At 64.1% G+C, this 20,453-nt stretch carries 12 protein-coding genes; 4 read left to right on the forward strand and 8 right to left on the reverse strand.

The genetic code is table 11. From position 1 onward, the window contains the following. Nucleotides 1–138 precede the first annotated feature (138 nt). Nucleotides 139–2,115, forward strand: coding sequence for a putative bifunctional diguanylate cyclase/phosphodiesterase (locus tag JI749_RS14880; RefSeq protein ID WP_201655584.1), 1,977 nt, complete (start codon nucleotides 139–141; stop codon nucleotides 2,113–2,115). 47 nt (nucleotides 2,116–2,162) lie between these two features. Here the strand turns inward: JI749_RS14880 and JI749_RS14885 are convergent, their stop codons facing one another. After that, nucleotides 2,163–4,025, reverse strand: a complete 1,863-nt coding sequence (locus JI749_RS14885) for an ABC transporter ATP-binding protein (RefSeq protein WP_201655587.1) — start codon at nucleotides 4,023–4,025, stop codon at nucleotides 2,163–2,165. Nucleotides 4,026–4,246: 221 nt separating this feature from the next. After that, nucleotides 4,247–6,097 (reverse strand): ABC transporter ATP-binding protein, encoded by a 1,851-nt coding sequence (locus JI749_RS14890; protein WP_201655590.1) that lies wholly within the window; start codon nucleotides 6,095–6,097, stop codon nucleotides 4,247–4,249. Between the two features lie 307 nt (nucleotides 6,098–6,404). Here JI749_RS14890 and pepN point away from each other — a divergent pair, with 307 nt between their 5' ends. The 3 genes from pepN (at nucleotide 6,405) to JI749_RS14905 (ending at nucleotide 11,075) form a co-directional block, all read left to right on the forward strand. Next, entirely contained in the window at nucleotides 6,405–9,044 is a 2,640-nt protein-coding gene (gene pepN, locus JI749_RS14895) for an aminopeptidase N (protein ID WP_201655592.1), read from the forward strand. A gap of 203 nt (nucleotides 9,045–9,247) precedes the next feature. After that, nucleotides 9,248–10,894, forward strand: coding sequence for a sensor histidine kinase (locus JI749_RS14900; RefSeq protein WP_201655595.1), 1,647 nt, complete (start codon nucleotides 9,248–9,250; stop codon nucleotides 10,892–10,894). A 1-nt stretch (nucleotide 10,895) separates the two neighbouring features. After that, nucleotides 10,896–11,075 (forward strand): hypothetical protein, encoded by a 180-nt coding sequence (locus tag JI749_RS14905; RefSeq protein WP_201655599.1) that lies wholly within the window; start codon nucleotides 10,896–10,898, stop codon nucleotides 11,073–11,075. Here the strand turns inward: JI749_RS14905 and JI749_RS14910 are convergent. From JI749_RS14910 to JI749_RS14935, 6 genes are all read right to left on the reverse strand, one after another. After that, nucleotides 11,072–13,954, reverse strand: a complete 2,883-nt coding sequence (locus JI749_RS14910) for a bifunctional [glutamine synthetase] adenylyltransferase/[glutamine synthetase]-adenylyl-L-tyrosine phosphorylase (protein WP_201655603.1) — start codon at nucleotides 13,952–13,954, stop codon at nucleotides 11,072–11,074. The two genes, JI749_RS14905 and JI749_RS14910, sit on opposite strands and share 4 nt — an antisense overlap. Nucleotides 13,955–14,035: 81 nt before the next feature. Then, the gene (locus JI749_RS14915) at nucleotides 14,036–15,457 is read right to left on the reverse strand and encodes a sensor histidine kinase (RefSeq protein WP_201655607.1); all 1,422 of its coding nucleotides are present in this window, start codon (nucleotides 15,455–15,457) and stop codon (nucleotides 14,036–14,038) included. A 3-nt stretch (nucleotides 15,458–15,460) separates the two neighbouring features. Then, on the reverse strand, nucleotides 15,461–16,180 hold the full coding sequence (locus tag JI749_RS14920) for a response regulator transcription factor (RefSeq protein WP_325166747.1): 720 nt from the start codon (nucleotides 16,178–16,180) through the stop codon (nucleotides 15,461–15,463). A gap of 123 nt (nucleotides 16,181–16,303) precedes the next feature. Then, entirely contained in the window at nucleotides 16,304–17,842 is a 1,539-nt protein-coding gene (locus JI749_RS14925; protein WP_233280780.1) for a Do family serine endopeptidase, read from the reverse strand. A gap of 125 nt (nucleotides 17,843–17,967) precedes the next feature. Then, entirely contained in the window at nucleotides 17,968–18,408 is a 441-nt protein-coding gene (locus JI749_RS14930; protein WP_201655615.1) for a cytochrome c-type biogenesis protein, read from the reverse strand. Beyond that, nucleotides 18,405–20,378 carry a heme lyase CcmF/NrfE family subunit gene (locus JI749_RS14935; RefSeq protein ID WP_201655618.1) on the reverse strand — a complete coding sequence of 658 codons (1,974 nt, stop codon included), beginning with the start codon at nucleotides 20,376–20,378 and terminating at the stop codon, nucleotides 18,405–18,407. The genes JI749_RS14930 and JI749_RS14935 overlap by 4 nt, the downstream gene beginning before the upstream one ends. Nucleotides 20,379–20,453 lie beyond the last annotated feature (75 nt).

Genomic DNA, 20,453 nt, shown 5'->3' on the forward strand with positions numbered 1-20,453 from the left:
TAAAAACGGATTTCCGAGAGAATTGCATCGTTGCTATGCGCAAATTCCGGCGAATGGCACATTCGAGTCGGCCGGTTTACGTTTGTATTAGGGTTTGCTCGCATAACCTTTGACCGTGGGCTGGAGGGCTCGTCCGCCATGTCGGCAGTAAAGCGGTTGGTGCAGTTCTTTGCCGTTCCGGATGATCCGGACCTGGTGCAGGCACAAGCGCGCGCCTTCAGCCGCCAGGTTCCGCTTATGTATGGGATGCTGCTGGTCAACTCGATTGTCCTGGCAGCCACTCATTCGGACGCCCCCGACGCGCTGCGTCTCTATGTGCCCGGCGTGCTGGCAGCGATCTGCGTGGCCCGGATCACCATGTGGTGGCGCTCGCGAGACGCCGGCATCTCGGTTGAAAAGGCGCGGTGGCTGCTCAACAGCACCGTTTGGGCAGCCGGCATTCTCGGTATCGGATTTTCGACCTGGGCGCTCAGCCTCTATCCCTATGGCGGGCCATATGCGCAGTCGCATATCGCCTTCTACATGGGCATTACCAGCATTGGCTGCGTCTTCTGCCTGATGCACCTGCGCGGCGCGGCCATGATGGTGGCGCTTTGCGTGATGGTCCCGTTCACCGCATTCTTTGTGGTCACTGGCAATCCGATCTACGGCGCGCTGGCCTTCAACCTGGTGCTGGTCGTCGCGGCGCTGATGACGATCCTGCTGAACAACTATCGCGACTTCAGCGACCTGGTGGCATCGCGCGCCGAAATGGCCCGCAAACAGGCCGAAACGCAGCGGTTGTCCGATGAAAACTACCGCTTGGCCAATGTGGACAGCCTGACCGGCCTGCCGAACCGGCGGTCATTCGACCGGCAGTTGCGGCTCGCGCTCGAGCAGGCCGAGGCCGAACAGCGGCAGATCGCGGTAGCGCGGCTCGACCTGGACAGCTTCAAGTCGGTCAACGAGATTTTTGGCCAGATCACCGGCGACCTGGTGCTCGAAGAGGTGGCGCGCCGGATCAACCGGCTGCGCCAGCCCTCGACCTTCGTGGCGCGCCTGGGCAGCAACAATTTTGCACTCATCCTGAGCGCGAATACCGACCGGGACACGCTGCAGGCATGCGGCGATGTGCTGACCGCCGCCATGCGCCCATCATTCGAAATGCCGCTGGGCACGGTGCATCTTACGGCTTCGGCGGGCCTCGCCGCTTCCAGACCTGGCGACACGGCGGACACCCTGTTCGATCGTGCCGACTATGTGACCTGGGTGGCCAAGCACGAGGCCCGTGGACGGGCCCTGGTGTTCACTGATCGGGATGCGGAGAATCTGAGCCGGGTGCGTCGCATGGAGCATGCGCTGCTGACGGCCGATCTCGACAAGGAAATCCATATCCTGCTGCAGCCGCAGTTCGATATCGCACTCAATCGCACCACCGGCTTCGAAGTGCTGGCGCGCTGGCGCAGCCCGATCCTGGGCGACGTCTCCCCGGTCGAGTTCATCCCGCTGGCCGAACGGATGGGGGTCATCTCCAAGATTACCCAGGCCGTGTTGCGCAAGGCACTGAGCGTTTCGGCGCGGCTACCCAAGACGGTGCGGCTGTCGGTAAACCTGTCGGCCCAGGACCTTGGCTCTACCACCGCAATGGAGGCCATTGCCAAACTGGTGCAAGAAGCGGGCAAGCCATGCCGGATTGACTTCGAGATCACCGAAACCGCCGTGATGGGCGACATTGCCCGGGCGCATGAAGGGCTGCTGGCGCTGTTGGCCCTGGGTTCGCGCATCGCGCTCGACGATTTCGGCACAGGCCATTCGAGCCTTACCCATGTGCAGAAGCTGCCGCTCGATCGCATCAAGGTCGATCGCAGCTTTGTCAACGAAGTGACCAGTGACCCCACCAGCCGCGCCATCATCAAGACGACCCTCGACCTCTGCCGGAACCTGGGCATTTCCTGCGTCTTTGAAGGCATAGAAACCGAGCAGCAGCTTGACGCCCTGCTCGGGCTCGGCGGCACGGTCATGCAGGGCTATCTCTTCGGCCGGCCGATGAGCGAGGACAAGGCCGTCGAGCACCTCAAGGGTGAAGGCGCCGGTTGGCAGAATCGCCGCCAGCAGCTGTTCGGGGCCGCCAGCTAACGCTGGGCCATAGGCAACCCGGAGCCGAGCCCCGGGTCGCTTGATTGCTATTCCGCCGCAGCTGCGTCCAGGTCCAGGAAGCCGCCGGACTGGCGTTCCCACAGATGAGCATAATGTCCGCCGGAAGCGAGAAGCTGGGCGTGGGTGCCCTCCTCCACGATCTTGCCCTGTTCGAGCACCACCAGACGGTCCATGGCGGCGATGGTCGAGAGACGGTGGGCGATGGCGATCACCGTCTTGCCCTGCATCAGCGTCGTCAGCTGCTCCTGGATGGCCGCTTCGACCTCGGAATCGAGGGCGGAGGTGGCTTCGTCGAGCACCAGTAGCGGAGCATTCTTGAGCAGCACGCGGGCAATGGCAACGCGCTGACGCTGCCCGCCCGAGAGTTTGACGCCGCGTTCGCCGACATGGGCGTCGTAGCCGCGGTTCCCCTTGGGATCGACCAGGCCCATGATCACATCATGCACCTTGGCCTGCTCGGCGGCCTGCATCATCTCCTCGTCGGTCGCCGACTGACGGCCATATTTGAGGTTTTCGCGAACCGAACGATGCAGCAGCGAGGTATCCTGGCTGACCAGGCCAATGGCGGCGCGCACGCTTTCCTGCGTGACGTCGCGCACGTCCTGCCCGTCGATGCGGATCGACCCGTCCTGCACGTCGAACATGCGCAGGGCCAGGTTCACCAGCGTCGACTTGCCCGAGCCGGAACGACCGACCAGTCCGATCTTCTCGCCCGGCGCGACCTTGAGGTTAAAGGCGTCGATGACGCTGCCTTCCTTGCCGCGCCAGTAGTTGAAGCTAACATTGTCGTAGGTCAGTTCACCCTTGGAGACGTCGAGGTGCTTGGCTCCGGGCTTGTCGAGCATGGTCAGCGGCTGGGCGATAGTATCCATAGAGTCCCTGACGTTGCCGACCTGGCGGAAGATGTTGGAGCCGATTTCGAGGATCCAGCCGCTCATGTTCATGATCTGGAGCGCGAACGGAATCGCCGTCGCCACCGCCGCAGCGGTGAGGTTGCCATTGTTCCAGCCCGCCAGGGCCAGCCAGGTGACTGAGACCACGAGACCCGCATTGAGCATGAACAGGGTCGACCACATGTAGGTGAATACCCGCATCAGCTTGCGGAAGCTGACGGCGTGATCCTGGATGGAGTCGGCCACGTAGCGGTCCTCATGATCGCCGGTGGAGAAGGTCTTGAGCGTCTGAATATTGGTATAGCTGTCGACGATCCGGCCCGTCATCACGGACTTCGATTCCGAGAGTTCCTCGGAATAGCGGGCGATGAGCGGCATGGTGATGGTGAAAAGGATCGCATAGAGCAGCAGCCATACCCCGATCGGCACCAGCAGCACCGGATCGAGCTGGGCCAGCACGACGATGGCAACCACCACGAAGACCAGGGCATACCAGGCAGCGTCGATGGTCAGATTGACCCCGATTTCGATGGCTTCGCCGGCCTGGATGATCTTGTTGGCGACCCTGCCGGCAAAGTCGTTCTGGAAGAAGGTCCAGCTCTGCCTGATGACGTGCCAATGGCTCTGCCAGCGCACGAGATCGACCAGGTTGGGAACGATGCCGTGGTTGCGGATGAGCGTGTCGAGCAGGAAGGTCAGCGGACGCACCAGCACGACGACAACGATCATCCAGAGGAAGGTCTGGCCGTGCTGCGTGAACATGTCGCCAGGATTGGTGGTGGCCAGCATGCCGACCACCAGGCCGACAAACACGGGCATCAGCGCATCGGCAACCGAGCCGATGGCCACCAGCACGATGCGGATGGCGAAGGCGACGCGGAACTGGCCGATGAAGTAGCTGACGAAGGGGCGGAGGCCCATGGGCGGCTGCCTGATATCGGCGAGCGCGGTGGGCGAATAGAGATGGTCGAAATAGTCGATGACGCGGTTGAACATTTTGAGCTCATTATCTTGAGCCGCGCCTGACGGAGGTTTCTGTAACGCTCAGGTCAGGTTCGGAATCGGTCCATGGGTTTGCGTTGGTCAGCGCAGGTCGCCGGATTTGCGGGTAGCGCGGTCGCGATGATGGCCGTTTCGATATTGTCACCCATCGTGGGTTCTCCTTGGTTGGTTAGAACTGAATTCTTCAGCTCTCCCGTTGGGGGAGAGGTACGAAATCACTGTGCCGCCTCTTCCGGCTGGTCCATCTCGAGGAAGCCGCCGGACTGGCGGTGCCAGAGCTGGCTGTAGATGCCGCCTGTGTCGACCAGCTGGGCGTGGGTGCCTGACTCGACCACCTTGCCCTTATCGAGCACTACCAGCCGATCCATCATGGCGATGGTGGAGAGGCGGTGGGCGATGGCGATCACCGTCTTGCCCTGCATCAGCAACTGCAGCTGGCTCTGGATTGCCGCCTCGACCTCGGAATCGAGGGCGGAAGTGGCTTCGTCCAGCACCAGGATCGGCGCGTTCTTGAGCAGCACGCGGGCGATGGCGATGCGCTGGCGCTGGCCGCCGCTGAGCTTGACACCCCGTTCGCCCACATGCGCGTCGAAACCCTTGCGGCCCTGGGGGTCGGCCAGGCCGTCGATGAAGGCGGTCGCTTCGGCGAGTTCGGCCGCTTCGCGCATCATCGCCTCGGTCGCATCGGGGCGGCCATAGACGATGTTCTCGCGGACCGAACGATGCAGCAGGGACGTGTCCTGCGTCACCACGCCGATATTGGCGCGCAGGCTATCCTGCGTGACCCTGGCAATGTCGTGCCCGTCGATCAGGATGCGGCCATCGGCGCGGTCGTAGAAGCGCAGCAGCAGGTTGACGATGGTCGACTTGCCGGCGCCGGAGCGGCCGACCAGCCCGATCTTCTCGCCCGGACGGATATGCAGGTTGAGATCGTCGATCACCCCGGACTTCTTGCCGTAGTGAAACGAGACATTCTCGAACTTGATGTCACCCTTGACCGTGCCAATGGGCGCGGCGCCCTTTTCGTCGGATACGACGCGCGGCAGCGAGATGGACGAGATGCCGTCCTTGACCGTGCCGATATTCTCGAACAGCGAGGACATCTCCCACATGACCCATTGGCTCATGCCCTGGAAGCGCATGACCAGTCCCAGCGACACGGCGAGCGCGCCGGGGGTCATCAGCCCGCCCATCCACAGCCAGATCCCAGTGGCGCCGACCGAGAACAGCAGGAGGGCGTTGGACCACAGCACGAGCATATTGAGCACGGTGAACAGGCGCATCTGCCGGTAGACGGTGTCGAGGAACTCGTCCATCGCCTCCTTGGCGTAGGTTTCCTCGCGGTTGGAATGGCTGAAGAGCTTGACCGTGGCGATGTTGGTATAGCTGTCGACGATGCGGCCGGTCATCATCGAGCGGGCATCGGCCTGCGCCTGGGAAATCTTGCCCATGCGTGGGATGAAATAGACCATCATCGAGACATAGGCGGCCAGCCACACCAGGAACGGAATGGCCAGGCGCCAGTCGGCCGACGCCGCCAGCACCACCGCGCCGGTGAAGTAAACGACGACATAGACGAGCATGTCGAGCAGCTTCATCACCACTTCGCGCACGGCGAGCGAGGTCTGCATCAGCTTGGCGCCGATGCGGCCGGCAAACTCGTCCTGGAAGTAACTCATCGACTGACGGATGAGGTAGCGATGGCTCATCCAGCGAATACGCTGCGGGAAGTTGCCCAGCAGCGTCTGGTGCATGGTGAGCGTCGAGACCAGCGCCATGCCCGGCAGGACGATGACCACCATCGCGCCCATCAATGCGAGCTTCCATCCGTCGGTCTGCAGGAAGGTTTCCGGATTGGCGCCAGCCAGCCAGTTCACCACATCGCCGATGAAGCCGAAGATGACGATTTCGCCGGCCGCCACCGCAGCGGCGGCAAAGGCCATCAATGCCAGCCACTTCTTGGCGCCATGGCTGTAGTGCAGGCAGAAGGCCAACAGGCCCTTGGGGGGCTCTACCGGATCGCCACCGGGATAGGGATCAAGACGTCGTTCGAACCAACGCAGCATGGGCTTCACCATCAGTGGACCGGAGAGGCGTCAGTTGTGCCGTTCCACCAAAGACAGAAGCTGTCAGTAGCGCATGGCTGTTGATGCCGACCAGAAATAAAGGATACCGCGCTCGATACGTCCGCAATTGACGCAGAGGAGCAGCGTGCCGCGGCCGGCAGGAGCCCTCTCCCCAATGCCGTCCCAATTGGCGTAGAAGAGTGGACCGAAGCGGTCGCTGGACGATCAGGATACACGACGCCGCCGAGTTTACTGTTGCGGCGCAGACACAGTTAATTTCAGACCGACGAATTTGACGGACCCATTCATGCGCACTGAAACCGAGCACACAGTCTATCTGAAGGATTACGCGCCGAGCCCCTACCGGATCGTGGCGGTCGACCTCGACTTCAGGATCGGGGCCGAAACCACGCGCGTAACCGCTCAACTGACGGTGGAGCCGCGCGAAGACACCGAGCCTGGAACGCCGTTGGTGTTGGATGGGGACGAACTGAGCCTGGGTTCAATCGCCATCGACGGCGCGCCGCTGATCCTGTCCGCCTACGCCGCCGATGCAAACGGGCTGACTGTGTTCGAACCGCCCTTGCGCCGATTCGTGCTGGAAACCGAGGTCACGCTGCGGCCTGAGGGCAATACCAGGCTGATGGGCCTCTACCGCTCCAGCGGCACCTGGTGCACGCAATGCGAACCCGAAGGCTTTCGCCGCATCACCTACTATCTCGACCGACCGGACAACCTGGCGGTATTCAAGGTGCGCATGACGGCCCCGCTTGATCTCGCTCCGGTGCTGCTGGCCAATGGCAACCTGATCGACAAGGGCGATGCCGGCGACGGGCAGCATTACGCGGTTTGGGAAGACCCTTTCCCCAAGCCGGCCTACCTTTTTGCTCTCGTAGCAGGCGACCTCGGGTCGATCACCGACAGTTTCACCACCGCTTCTGGTCGCAAGGTGGACCTCGCCATCTATTGCAGCCACGGCAAGGAGAACCAGTGCCTGTGGGCAATGGACAGCCTCAAGCGCTCGATGGCCTGGGACGAGCGCCGGTTCGGTCGTGAATATGACCTTGATATCTTCAACATCGTGGCCGTGAGCGACTTCAACTTCGGCGCGATGGAGAACAAGGGGCTCAATATCTTCAACGACCGGCTGGTCTTTGCCGAGCCCGAGACCGCGACCGACGCGAATTACGATGGCATCGAGCGCGTGATTGCGCACGAGTACTTCCACAACTGGACCGGCAACCGCATTACCTGCCGGGACTGGTTCCAGCTCTGTCTCAAGGAAGGGCTGACCGTCTATCGCGACCAGGAATTCACCAGCGACGAGCGCAGCCGCGCGGTCAAGCGCATCTCGGACGTGGTGACGTTGCGTTCTGCCCAGTTTCCCGAGGACGGCGGGCCGCTGGCCCATCCACCGCGGCCGGACCAGTATCGCGAGATCAACAACTTCTATACGACAACGGTCTACGAGAAGGGCGCCGAGATCGTGCGGATGCTGGCGACGCTCTTGGGCGAAGCCGGCTTCCGCAAGGGCATGGACCTCTACTTCGAGCGCCATGACGGCGAAGCGACCACCATCGAGGCGTTCCTCGCCGTCTTCGCCGAGGCCAACGGCATCGACCTCGAGCAGTTCAAGACCTGGTATCTGCAGGCGGGGACACCGCGGCTGACCGTTGCCGAGCAGTATGATGCCGACAAGCAGACCTATACGCTCAGGCTCCGCCAGGAGACGCCGCCGACACCGGGACAGCCGGACAAGGCTCCGCTGGTGCTGCCCATCAAGTTCGGGCTGATCGGCCCCAATGGCAGCCCGATGGCCTGGAGCGGAGTGAGCGGCGCGGAGGTACGCGACGATCTGATCGTGCTCAAGGATGCGAGCGCGGAGGTCACCTTTACCGGCATTCCGAGCCGGCCCGTTCCGTCGCTGTTGCGCGGCTTTTCGGCGCCGGTCATTCTGCAGACGGAAGCCAGCCAGCAGGACCAGCTGTTCCTCGCGCGGCACGACAGCGATCCGTTCAACCGCTGGCAGGCATTGCAGGATGTCGGCATGGCGCTGGCCCTGGATGCGATTTCGGGCGCGCCCTTGAACGACGGAGCGCTGACGGCGCTGAGCCAGGCCATGAGCGACACGCTGGCTAGCGACTCGCTCGACAACGCTTTCAAGGCACTGGCGCTGAGCCTGCCCGACGAGCAACTGATCGGCCGGACGATTGGCAAGGATATCGACCCGGACAAGATCCACGCGGTGCGCGAGCGCCTGCTGCAGGCGGTGTTCGAGCCGCTGGCCGACCAGATGCTGGGCACTTATAACGCGCTGGCCAGTTCGGCGCCCTATGCGCCCGATCCGGCCAGCACGGGTCGTCGCGCCCTGCGCAATCGCATGCTGAGCCTGCTTGTAGCCAGTGACGCCGCCGGCGCTTCGCTCCTGGCGCTCAAGCAATATGAGGGCGCCAGCAACATGACGGACCGGCTGGCGGCGCTGTCGGCGGCCTCCAACGCCGGGACGCCAGATGCGGCCGGCATGCTGGCCAACTTCCGCACGCGCTTCGGGGCCGACCCGCTAGTGCTCGACAAGTGGTTGACCGTCACCGCGGCCGCGCCGCGCGAAGGGGTGATCGAGGACATGAAGGCAATCCTCGCCGATCCGTCCTTTCCGAAGACCAATCCCAACCGGTTGCGCTCGCTGGTGGGTACCTTCGCGATGGGCAATCCGACGCAGTTCGCCCGCGCCGACGGCGCCGGATTCCGCTTCGTGACGGACTTCGTGAGCGATGTGGACAAGGTCAATCCGCAGGTCGCCGCACGCGTTCTAACCGGATTCCGGATATGGCCGATGCTGGAAAGTGGCCGACGCGAAGCGGCTAATGCCGCCCTTCTTGCCCTGCGGGACAAGGGTAGCTTGAGCCGGAATACGGCGGATATCCTGACGCGCATGCTGGCAAGCTGAGCTGGAACACCTGCGGCGGGCTAAACGTCCGCCATTGTTGGAAGAATTTTTCTTCACGCGCTAAGTGATTCAGACGACTCGTGATTTTCCGCAGCGGCCTCCCCGGCTCACGCCGGGGGTCTGGACAGGCGAGTCGTGCTGATTCATTCTTCGTTAACGGCAAATCGGGGCTGGGGCTCGATACCCTCATGATGGAGAATTTCATGCGGTCGGCGGAGGAATCCGGCGCCAGCGCTACCGGATTCGGCGCGGGCAAAGGTCAAGCAACATCCCGCCGCCCCTCCAGCAAGGACCGATCGCCCCGCTCGTGGCCGTTTGGTATATCCTTCACGCCGATCGCGACCGCGGTAGCCCTGACGGCCCTGGCGGCGGCCACGCTGTTCGTCGTCTATGACACAGCCCGCACCTTCGAGGATGCACGGCGGGAACTACTGATTATCGGACACGTCCTGGCGGCCGAAATGGCCAACCTCTCCGCCGAAGAGGCCAACGTTGCCCTGGCGGCCTCCACCCGGCGCTTCACCGGCATCTCACGCGCAAGCTTCGTGACATCCGCGACCGCCTCGGGGTCGACCGGCCAGGTTGTCCCCGCAGGACCACACGGCGTGCTTTCGCTCGAGACGGAGCAGGGTCGCAGCTGGATGGGGATCGGCCAGCGCGGCGCCGTCGCCTTCGCCATGGCGGGCCTGCTGGCGCTCCTGGCGACACGGCGACGCCGCGACGACATGCCGGATATGGTGCAGCGCCACAACTACCGGACGCTGGCCGCGGCAATCCCGATGGGCGTGGCGTGCTGGACCAAGGCCGGCCGCTTGATCGTCTGCAACGAGCAGTATCGCAACCGGCTCGACCTCACCAACCTCAACACCACCTATGCCGAGGCGGTGCGACGGCTGACCATGGGCGGCTACATCAAGCTGGTGAACGAGGATGGCGGCGGCAAGGTGCTGGAGCTCCACCGCGAGGACGGTTCCTGCCTGCTGATCGACGAGCGTCCGCTTGGCGACGGCGCCATCATGACGCTGATCAGCGACGTAACCGAGGCCAAGAAGGCCGACACGATGCTGCATGCGATCCGCCAGGAGCAACGCCTGCTAGCCCGACGCTATCACGAGGAAAAGCTCAAGGCCGAAGCAGCCAGCCGCTCCAAGACCAACTTCCTGGCCCATCTCAGCCATGACATCCGCACCCCGCTCAACCACATTATCGGCTTTGCCGAGCTGATGCGGCACCAGACCTATGGACCGCTCGGGGATGCCCGCTATTCGGACTATGTGCAGTCCATCAAGACCTCGGGCGAACATCTGCTGGCTTCCTTCGCCACGATCCTCGACCTCGCCGAACTCGAGAGCGGGCAAAAGCCGCTGCGCAGCGAGCCGGTGGATATCGACGAATTGCTCGATAGCGTCATCCAGCGCTTCCGGGCGCAGGCCTCGCGGTCTGGCGTATTGTTTATCCTGGGCGAACCCAGCCACGCTGTGGTGCGGGGCGACCGTCTCGGCCTCACCCGCATGATTGCCAATATCGTCGACAACGCCCTGCGCTTCACCCCTTCGGGCGGCAAGGTCACCCTGAATGCCTATGCGGCACGTGATGGCGTCGTCATCGAGATTACCGATACCGGCCTGGGCATGAGCGAAGAGCGTCTGGCCAGCGTGTCGCAGCCCTTTGCGCTGGGGGATTCAACCTTCACGCGCGAAGGCGTCGGGCCAGGCCTTGGTATTTCCATTGCCCGGGCCATTGCCGAACTGAGCGGGGGCAACCTAGCCATCGACTCGAGCCCGGCGCTGGGTACCACGGTCGCCATCTCCCTGCCCCTCCCACCGGCCAGCTCAATGCAGGCGGCATAGAATGAACCGGGATTGGCACGAAACCCATCGCCTGCCCGCCAATGCAAAGCTTGAACAGCGGATCGACTGGCATATCGAGCACGCCGCGCAATGCGGTTGCCGAGAAATACCCGACAGCGTGAAGAAAGCGCTCGAACAACGCGGCATTCCCGTGCCGCCGCGGCGAGCGGAGGGGCGCTAAAGGCTCCGCGCCTTCTCGTACCATTTTTCAGCCGCGGCGCTGACTTCGGCCCGCATGGTCGTGACATCGAGCTCAAGCAGCTCGAAACTGGGATAGTGCGTCAACCCGGCCAGCAATTCCTTGAAGGCATCGGTCCAGGCCTCGTCCTTGAAAGGGCTGACCAACGCCGAACTCATGACCTGCAGGATGGTCGAATAGACGCCGTGGATTTCGGCCAGCCTCGCGCCCTCGGGCACCAGGTCGGCCGCCGCCAGGCGGGACAGGACGGTGGCGGTCAAGGCCTGCGGCAGACCGAGCAGGTGGCCGGCGACAAGCTGAGCCGATTGGGCAATGAATTCAAGGTCGACCAACCCACCCTCGGCGAGCTTCAGGTCGAATGGATGGCGCGCCGGGCGCTCCTTGGCCATCAGCGCGCGCATGGAGACCACGTCATCGATGGTCTTGCCCACGTCGCGGCTGCGCGACATCACCTCGGCAATGGCGGCGTCCACTTCGGATGCGAAGCCCCGGTCGGCGACGATCACGCGAGCCCGGCTCAGCGCCAGATGCTCCCAGGTCCAGGCATTGTCCCGGTGATAGGCGCTGAAGCCCGACAGGCTGGTGGCGAGCGGTCCGGCATTGCCCGAAGGCCGCAGCCGCATATCGGCCTCGTAGAGCACGCCTTCCGCCGTGGGTGACGTCACCGCCGCGACGAGGCGCTGGGTCAACCTTGTATAATAGTGGTTCGTGCTCAGAGGCTTGCCGCCGTCGGATTCACCATCGGGCGCATCGTAGAGCAGGATGAAATCGAGATCGGAGGTGACCGTCATCTCACGGCTGGCCATCTTGCCGAAGCCCAGAAGGGCGACGCGGCCGCCAGTGATCACGCCGTGGCGGCGCTCGAACTCGGCGCGGACGCTGCCGAACAGCCGTGTTACCAGCGTTTCGGCCAAAGCCGTGAACTGCTCCCCTGCCCCGCTGGCGCTGACGGTGCCCGAGAGCAACCCGGCGGCGATGAGGAATTTCTGCTCCTGCCCGATGATGCGGGCACGATCGATGATTTCCTCGTAGGACCGCGATTCCGCGAGGAAGGCATCGACCTTGGCGATCAGCACGTCGCGGTGGGTCACGTCATTGGCGAAGGCCGGGTCGATCAGTCCATCCATGACATGGGCGCGGTGAATGACGGCCTCGGACATGCGCGGGGCCGACGCCATCAGCTGCACCAGCAGGGTGCGCAGGCTCGCATGGCTGCGCAGCAGCGCGAACAGCTGCACGCCGGTGGGCAGGCGCGAGAGGAAGCTGTCGAATTTTGCCAGCGCCTCGTCCGCATTGCCTGCGCCGCTCAGCGTGGTCAGCAGGGCCGGCAGCAGTTCGGTCAGATGGGCGCGGGCCGCAGCGGCGCGGGTGGCCGGATAGCTGCCATAATGCCACTTGCGCACGGTCTCGATGGCCTTGGACGGGTCGGCAAATCCCATGCTGGCGAGGGTTTCCACCGTGCCAGGATCGTCGTCATTGCCGGTAAAGACCAGGTTGCCCCCGCCGGCGCCGAGGCTCTCGCCCTCGGTGAACAGTTCGGAATAGTAGCCGACAACCCGTTCGAGCGCGGCGCGGTAGCCGGCTTCGAACGCCCGCAGGTCCGGCTCGCCAACCAGCCGCCCGATGGTCGCGACCTCTTCGGGCGAGGCCGGCATGACATGGGTCTGCTCGTCGCGCAGCATCTGGAGGCGGTTCTCCACAGCCCGGAGATACCAGTAGGTCTGGGTGAGCTCGGTCGCCGCCTTGGGCGTGATCCAGTTGGCGTCGGCAAGAGCCGCCAGCGCATGGGCGGTGGGCTTGACGCGCAGGGTCTTGTCGCGGCCGCCTGCAATCAACTGCTGGGTCTGGGTGAAGAACTCGATCTCGCGGATCCCGCCGCGGCCGAGCTTGACGTTGTGGCCCTCGACGCGGATATCGCCGACATTCTTGGTGATGTTGATCTGGCGCTTCATCGCCTGGATATCGGCAATGGTGGCGAAGTCGAGATGCTTGCGCCAGACATAGGGCGCCAGCGCCCGCAGGAAAGCCTCCCCCACCTGCCGATCGCCGGCGCAGGCTCGTGCCTTGATCCAGGCGGCACGCTCCCAGTTCTGCCCGCGGCTTTCGTAATAGGCGAGAGCCGCGTCGAAGGAGATGGCGACCGGGGTAGAGCCCGGATCGGGACGCAGCCGCAGGTCGGTGCGGAAGACATAGCCGTGCGCCTGCCGGTCCTCCATCAGCGCCACGAGCTTCTGCACCATGCGGGAATAGAACTTGGTCGCCTCGGAAGGGTCGACGAGCACGCCCTTTTCAAGATCGTAGAAGGCGACGATGTCGATATCGGACGAGTAGTTGAGCTCCTGCCCGCCATGCTTGCCCAGGGCGAAGATGGCGAGGCCCGAATTGGCAGCCGTGGCCGCGGCGGCGGGAATGGCCAGCAGGCCCTTCTCGGCGGCCTGGCGCATCAGCAGATTGAGCGACGCCTCGAGCGCTGCGTCGGCAAGGTCCGATAGCGCCGCGGTGGACTGAGCCGTGGTCCAGGCGCCGCCCGTTTCTGCCACGGCGGCCAGCAGCGCCGTTCGCCCCTTGGCGATGCGAAGCACCGGAGCCAGCGCGTCCTCGGTGGAGGCGGTGCGGCCCAGGGTCTCGACGATGTCGATAATGTCAGAAAAGGCGCCGTCGGCAGTGTCGGCCAGGGCGGAAACGAGCCATTCGGCATTCTGCTGGGCAAGCGAGAGCAGATAGGGTGCCGACTCCAGCAGTGGGCCGAGTGTGGCACTGGCCACGCGCAAGGCCGCCTGCTGATCGGGGGGCAGACCACCCAGCCAGGCATCAAAGCGCGGGGTGGCAATGCTGGGCAAGGGGGCGAGTTTGATGGGCATGGTTGAGGGATAGCGTGATGGCTGGGGTGGGGCAAGCCGGGGACTTCGCTGTACGCCCAGCCTAGCCACAGGTCCGAGCCATCAACCCGGGAGGTCGATCACCGCCCGGACACCCGGCGCATTGTCCTCGATCCTGAACTCACCGCCATGCAGGCGCGTCACGGCGTCGACCAGCGACAGGCCCAGGCCCGAGCCGGTTTCCGAGCGGCTCTTTTCCAGCCGGACGAACCGTTCGAGGACGCGCTTGCGATCGGCTTCGGGGATACCAGGACCATTGTCCGCCACTTCGATCAGCACCCGTCCGCCGGCCCGGCGCAGGCCGACGGCAATACGCCCCTGCCCTTCTCCTTCAGGCTTGGCATATTTCACGGCGTTTTCCAGCAGGTTGACCATGGCTTGGCCGATAAGCTCACGATTGCCGCGGAGATGGACGCCTTCGGCAATGGCCGTCTCGACGACGATGCCTTCGTCCTCGGCCACCGGGCCGTAGAGTTCGGCAAGGTCGGCCACGACAGTGCTGACGTCGACATCTGCAAGCGCGCCCGAGGGTGCTCCGGCCTCGGCCCGCGCGATCATCAGCAGCGCGTTGAACGTCTGGATCAGCCGATCGCTTTCGGCAATCGTCGTCTCCAGCGCCCGCTGGCGGCTTTCCTCGCTGGCTCCGTCCCGCAAGGCGGATTCAGCCTGGTTGCGCAGCCGCGTCAGCGGCGTCTTGAGGTCATGGGCGACATTGTCGGTGACCTCCTTGAGACCCTGCAGCAGCTGTTCGATGCGGTCGAGCATGGCGTTGAGGTTGGTGGCCAGCCCGTCGAACTCGTCATTGCGCCGGGTGACCGGCACACGCTCGCTGAGATTGCCCGACATGATCTTGGTGGAGGTATCGCGGATCGTATCGATTCGCTTGAGCACGCGGCGCGCCGTGACCCCGCCGGCAATCACCGAGAACAGGATGATGCCAAGCACGCCGAACATGAAGCTCTGGACGATGATGGCGGAAAAGCCCCGGCGTTCAACCACGTCGCGCCCGACGACCAGCCGCATGCCGTTGCTGAGTTCAACCGAGCGGACCACGGCGAAGCCGGGCCGTGGCGGCGGCGCCAGGTCCCCGGCCGGTCCTTCGGGCGGAGGGTCTGCCAGCGGGTCGGCGCGCTCGTAGTCGAAGCTGTAGATGCCCGGATCGATCAGCACGTTGGCCGGTATGTCGGTCACATTGCCCAGCAGATACTGGCCTGATGTATCACCCAGGAAATAGACGCCCGGCCCCGGATTGCGCGACAGCCGCTCGACGGCAAAGGCCAGGGCGCGAATGCCCTGGTTGGTGTCGATGCGCTGCAGCACGCGCACTTCCCGGTCGATGTCGTTGGCCTGCTGGCGCTGGATCTGCACGCTGGACTGCCAGGTGATAAAGGCCAGCAGCAGGATGGAGAAGATCGAGAAGATCAGGATGAACGTGGCCGTCAGCCTGACCGTCGAGGTGCGCCAGAGTTGAACGAGACGGCTCAAGGTCTAGTCTCGGATCATGTAGCCGGCGCCGCGCACGGTATGCAGCAGCGGGGTGGCATGACCCTTGTCGATCTTGGAGCGCAACCGCGACATATGAACGTCGATGACGTTGGTCTGCGGGTCGAAATGGTAGTCCCAGACATTTTCGAGCAGCATGGTGCGGGTTACCACCTTGCCGGCATTCTTCATCAGGTATTCGAGCAGGCGGAATTCGCGCGGCTGCAGCAGCACGGTCTCGCCATCACGCTCGACCTTGCGGGACAGACGATCGAGGCTGAGGCCACCCACTTCATAGCTGGTGGCAGCTTCGGACGGGCTGGAGCGCCTGGCGAGCACTTCGACGCGCGCCAGCAGTTCGGTAAAGGCATAGGGCTTGGTGAGGTAGTCGTCGCCGCCGGCGCGCAGGCCCGTCACGCGGTCATCGACTTCGCCCAGCGCGGAAAGGATCAGCACCGGCGTCTTGTCGTCCTCGGCACGCAGGGACTCCACGATGGAGAGGCCATCGCGGCGCGGCAGCATGCGATCAATGATGAGGACATCGTAATCCATGCCCGAGGCCATGGCGTAGCCGGTTTCGCCATCGGCTGCGTGATGGGTGACATGGCCGGCTTCGTCGAGAGCCTGGATCAGGTAGCTGGCGGCCTCGCGGTCGTCTTCAATCAGCAGGATCTTCACCGCGACGCTCCTTGGTGACGCTAACGCCTGACTCTTTGTCGTCACCATCGGGCCTGACCCGAGGTCACTGATTTTCTCGATATATCGTCAAGTGAAGAGCCCTCGGGTCAAGCCCGAGGGTGACGATTGCGGTTGGGTGGTCGGCCCGGGTGGAAACCCGGGCCGTGTCACTTAGTCGGCAGCCAGCGGCAGGCCGATGAAGCGGTCGTTGCCGTCGCGGCTGGCCTTGATCAGCGCGGTATTGCGGCCCTGTTCCTTGACCGCATCAAGCGCAGCCTCGAACTCTTCGAGCGAGTTGACCGGCTTGTTGTTGACCTCGAGGATCGCATCCCCAACGGCTAGTCCCTTCTGGGCAGCGGCCGATTCCGGCTCGACGTCCTGGACCAGCAGGCCACCAGCGCCATCGGCGTTCGGCACCAGTGTCAGGCCGACGCTGGTTTCAGCCGGCAGCGGAGCGGGCGGAACCGGAGGCTGGCCCTGGTCGGCCTGGGCAACCTGCTCCTCGTTGAGCGTACCCAGCTTCACCGAAACCTTGGTCTCGGCACCATCGCGCCAAATGGTCAGCTCGACACTGGAGTCGGGTGACTTGCCGGCAATGGTGCGGCTGAGGTCGAGAGCGTCGTCGATGGGGTCGCCGTCGACAGCGGTGATGATGTCGCCCGACTTGACGCCGGCAGGACCGGCGGGGCCGTCTTCGGCAACGTTGCTGACAATGGCACCCTTGGCATTGGCCAGGCCGACGCCGTCGGCAATGTCCCGGTTCACGTCCTGGATGCCGACGCCCAGATAGCCGCGGGTCACGGTGCCGTCTTCGATCAGTTGGCCGACGATGCCCTTGACGGTTGCGGCCGGGATGGCGAAGGCGATGCCGACATTGCCGCCATTGGGCGAATAGATGGCGGTATTGACGCCGACCACTTCACCCTTGGTGTTGAAGGCCGGGCCACCCGAATTGCCGGTATTCACCGCAGCGTCGATCTGCAGGAAGTCGCCATAGTTCGAGCCGCCGATATTGCGGCCGGAACCCGAAATGACGCCGACGGTCACGGTGCCGCCCAGGCCGAACGGGTTACCCACGGCAACCACCCAGTCGCCAACGCGGCTGGCCTCGGTCTCGAAATTCACGAAAGGCAGGTCGGTGCCCTCGATCTTGAGCACGGCCAGGTCGGTGCGTTCGTCGGTGCCGACGATCTTGGCGACCTGCTCGGTGCCATCGTCGAACACTACCGTTACCTTGGTCGCGTCCTGCACAACGTGGTTGTTGGTGACAACATAGCCATCAGCCGAAATCACGAAGCCGGAGCCTGCCGCCATGAAGTGGCGGGGCGTCGGCTGGCCACCATTGGGACCGTTACGGCCACCGAACTGATCGCCGAACTGATCGAAGAAATCGTGGAAGGGGTGGCCCTCGGGCAGGTCAGGGAAATTGAAATCGAACTCGCCGCCGCGGCGCTGCATGTTGCTCGGGCTTTCCTCGGCTTCGACAAGGATCGAGACCACCGCTGGCTTGACCGCCTCGACGAGGTCGGCAAAGCCGGCCTGGGGTTGCGTGGCCTGGGGAACGGTGATCTGGGCGGCGTTCTGCACCTGCGCAGTCGCAGCCTGACCGGTCATCACGAAGGCGGTGGAGACACCGCCGATACCGACCAGCAGCGCCAGGGCGGAGGCCCCGAGCCAGCGGCTGGTACGCTTCAGAATGGTCGAGCGCATGTAAGTCATTCTCCTTCGGCAAGCCCTCAACAGCTTGTGGGCCTAGATATGGAATGCGCCGCCTTTCTTGGAAGTTGCGCCAACATTAAACCTTGGCAATGTTGGCGGCGGGATTGGGGCAATCCCTACTTCAGCTCGTCCAGCGCTGCCTGCTCTTCGGCACTCAGGCCCGACTCCGCCACCCGCCGCCTGCGGGCGGTTACAAGCAGGGTCCCCAGTCCCGCCAGCAGCAAGACCGGCGCGGCGATCCACAGCAGCAGCGTGTGCCCGTTCACGCGTGGATTGAGCAGCACATATTCGCCGTAGCGGTCGACCAGGTATTGCCGCACCGCCTCGTCGCTGTCGCCGGCTACCAGCCGCTCGCGCACCAGCACGCGGAGGTCCTTGGCGAGGTCCGCGTCGCTGTCGTCGATGGACTGGTTCTGGCAGACCAGGCACCGCAGCCCCGCCGAAATATCCCGCGCCCGCTGCTCGAGAACGGGATCGTCGAGGATTTCATCGGGGCTGAGCGCTAAAACCGGAGCAGCAAGGCATAGAGCCAATAGCAGTGCGCGAAGCCAGGTCATTGCGCGGCCTGTGGCATCGGTTTGGCAGCGCGCCGGGGCGCACCGACACGCAGCTTGCGGTCGGTCAGCGACAGGAAGCCGGCAAAGGCCATGAGCAGCGCACCCAGCCAGATCAGCGTGATGTAAGGCTTGTGCCAGATGCGGATGACATGAGTGTCGTCCAGCGGCTCGCCGAGTTGCAGGTAGAGCTGGGAGAAGCCATAGGTCTGGATCGCCGCTTCGGTGGTGGGCATGCCCGAAGCCACATAGGTCCGGCGATCGGCCAGCATCTGGCGGGTTCCACCGTCCGGCGCGGTCACCGTGAAGCTGCCCTCGTCGGAGACATAGTTGGGGCCCTCGACCGTGTCGAAGCTGTCGAACGCTACGACATAGCCCGAAAGCTCGGCGCTCTCGCCCGGGTTTAGCGTGGTCACGAGCTCTGTCTCCCAGGCCGTGGTGGCGACAATGCCGAGCACCGTGATGCCGATACCGAAATGGGCGATGGCGGTGGACCAGGCGGTACGCGGCAGGCCGGTCAGCCGGCGCCAGCTTTCGCCCAGCGGAATGCGTCCGACGCGGCTGCGGTCCACCAGTTCGGCAATGGCTCCGAAGGCCACCCAGAAGCCCAGCAGCAGGCCGAGCGGCGCAAGGGAAATGGTGGCACCGCCCAGCGCCGAAATCAGGATCGCCGCAAAGATCGCCAGTGCCGCGGCGCCGATCAACCGTTGCGCGGCGGCCACGATATCGGCGCGCTTCCAGGCCAGCAGTGGACCGAAGGGCAGCACCAGTAACAGCGGCGCCATCAGCGCGCCGAAGGTGAGATTGAAGAACGGCGCGCCCACCGAGATGGTCGTGCCGGTGAGGGCGTCGAGCAGCAGCGGATAGAGGGTGCCGACCAGCACGGCGCCGACCGCCGTTGCCAGGAACAGGTTGTTGAGGATCAACGCGCCCTCGCGGCTCACCGGAGCGAACAGCCCGCCCTGCCGCAGCGACGCCGCGCGAAAGGCAAAGAGCGCGAATGCCCCCCCGATGACCAGCGCCAGCAGCGTCAGGATGACCAGGCCGCGGGTCGGATCGCTGGCAAAGGTATGGACCGAGGTCAGGATGCCCGAGCGCACGAGGAACGTGCCGAGAAGCGACAGGGAAAAGGTGATGATCGACAGGAAGATCGTCCAGATCTTGAGCGCGTTGCGCTTTTCCATCACCAGCGCCGAATGCAGCAGTGCGGTGCCCGCCAGCCAGGGCATGAAGCTGGCATTTTCAACCGGGTCCCAGAACCACCAGCCGCCCCAGCCGAGCTCGTAATAGGCCCAGTAAGAGCCCATGGCGATGCCCAGGGTGAGGAAAGTCCAGCTCAGTACCGCCCAGGGGCGCACCCAGCGCGCCCAGGCCTGGTCGATGCGGCCAGATACCAGCGCGGCGACTGCGAAGGAGAAGCAGATCGAAAATCCCACATAGCCGGCATAGAGCAGCGGCGGGTGGATCGCGAGGCCGATATCCTGCAGCACCGGGTTTAGGTCATTGCCTTCCAATGGCGCGGGGATCAGCCGGGCGAAGGGGGTGGACGTGAAGATGGTGAAGCCGGCGAAGGCCGCGGTCAGCAGGCTCTGCGTTGCCAGCACCAGCGTCAGCAGATCGCTGGGCAGCCGGCGTCCGAACGCTGCGACCATGGCGCCGAAGGCGACCAGGATGGAAATCCAGAGGACCATCGAGCCCTCGTGATTGCCCCAGACACCGGAGATCTTGAAAATCAGCGGCTTGAGCGAATGCGAATGGCTGGCCGCCAGCAAGAGGCTGAAATCGGAGGTGACGAAGGCCTGGATCAGCGCAGCAAAGGCCACTGCGACCAGGATGAACTGGAGGATCGCCCCCTGGCTCAGCACCAGTGCGATGCGCTGGCCCGACCGCCAGAATACAAAGCCGCCGATCGCGGACAGGGTGGCAACTGCAAAGGCGAGGATGAGGGCGAAGTGACCGAGTTCGATGCTCATGGACCGGCAGCCTCGACATTCGTGACTGCGGCGGCATCACCCTCATCCTTGATCCCTCCCCACAAGGGGGAGGGA

The organism is Devosia oryziradicis (assembly GCF_016698645.1).
Taxonomy (GTDB): Bacteria; Pseudomonadota; Alphaproteobacteria; order Rhizobiales; family Devosiaceae; genus Devosia; species Devosia oryziradicis.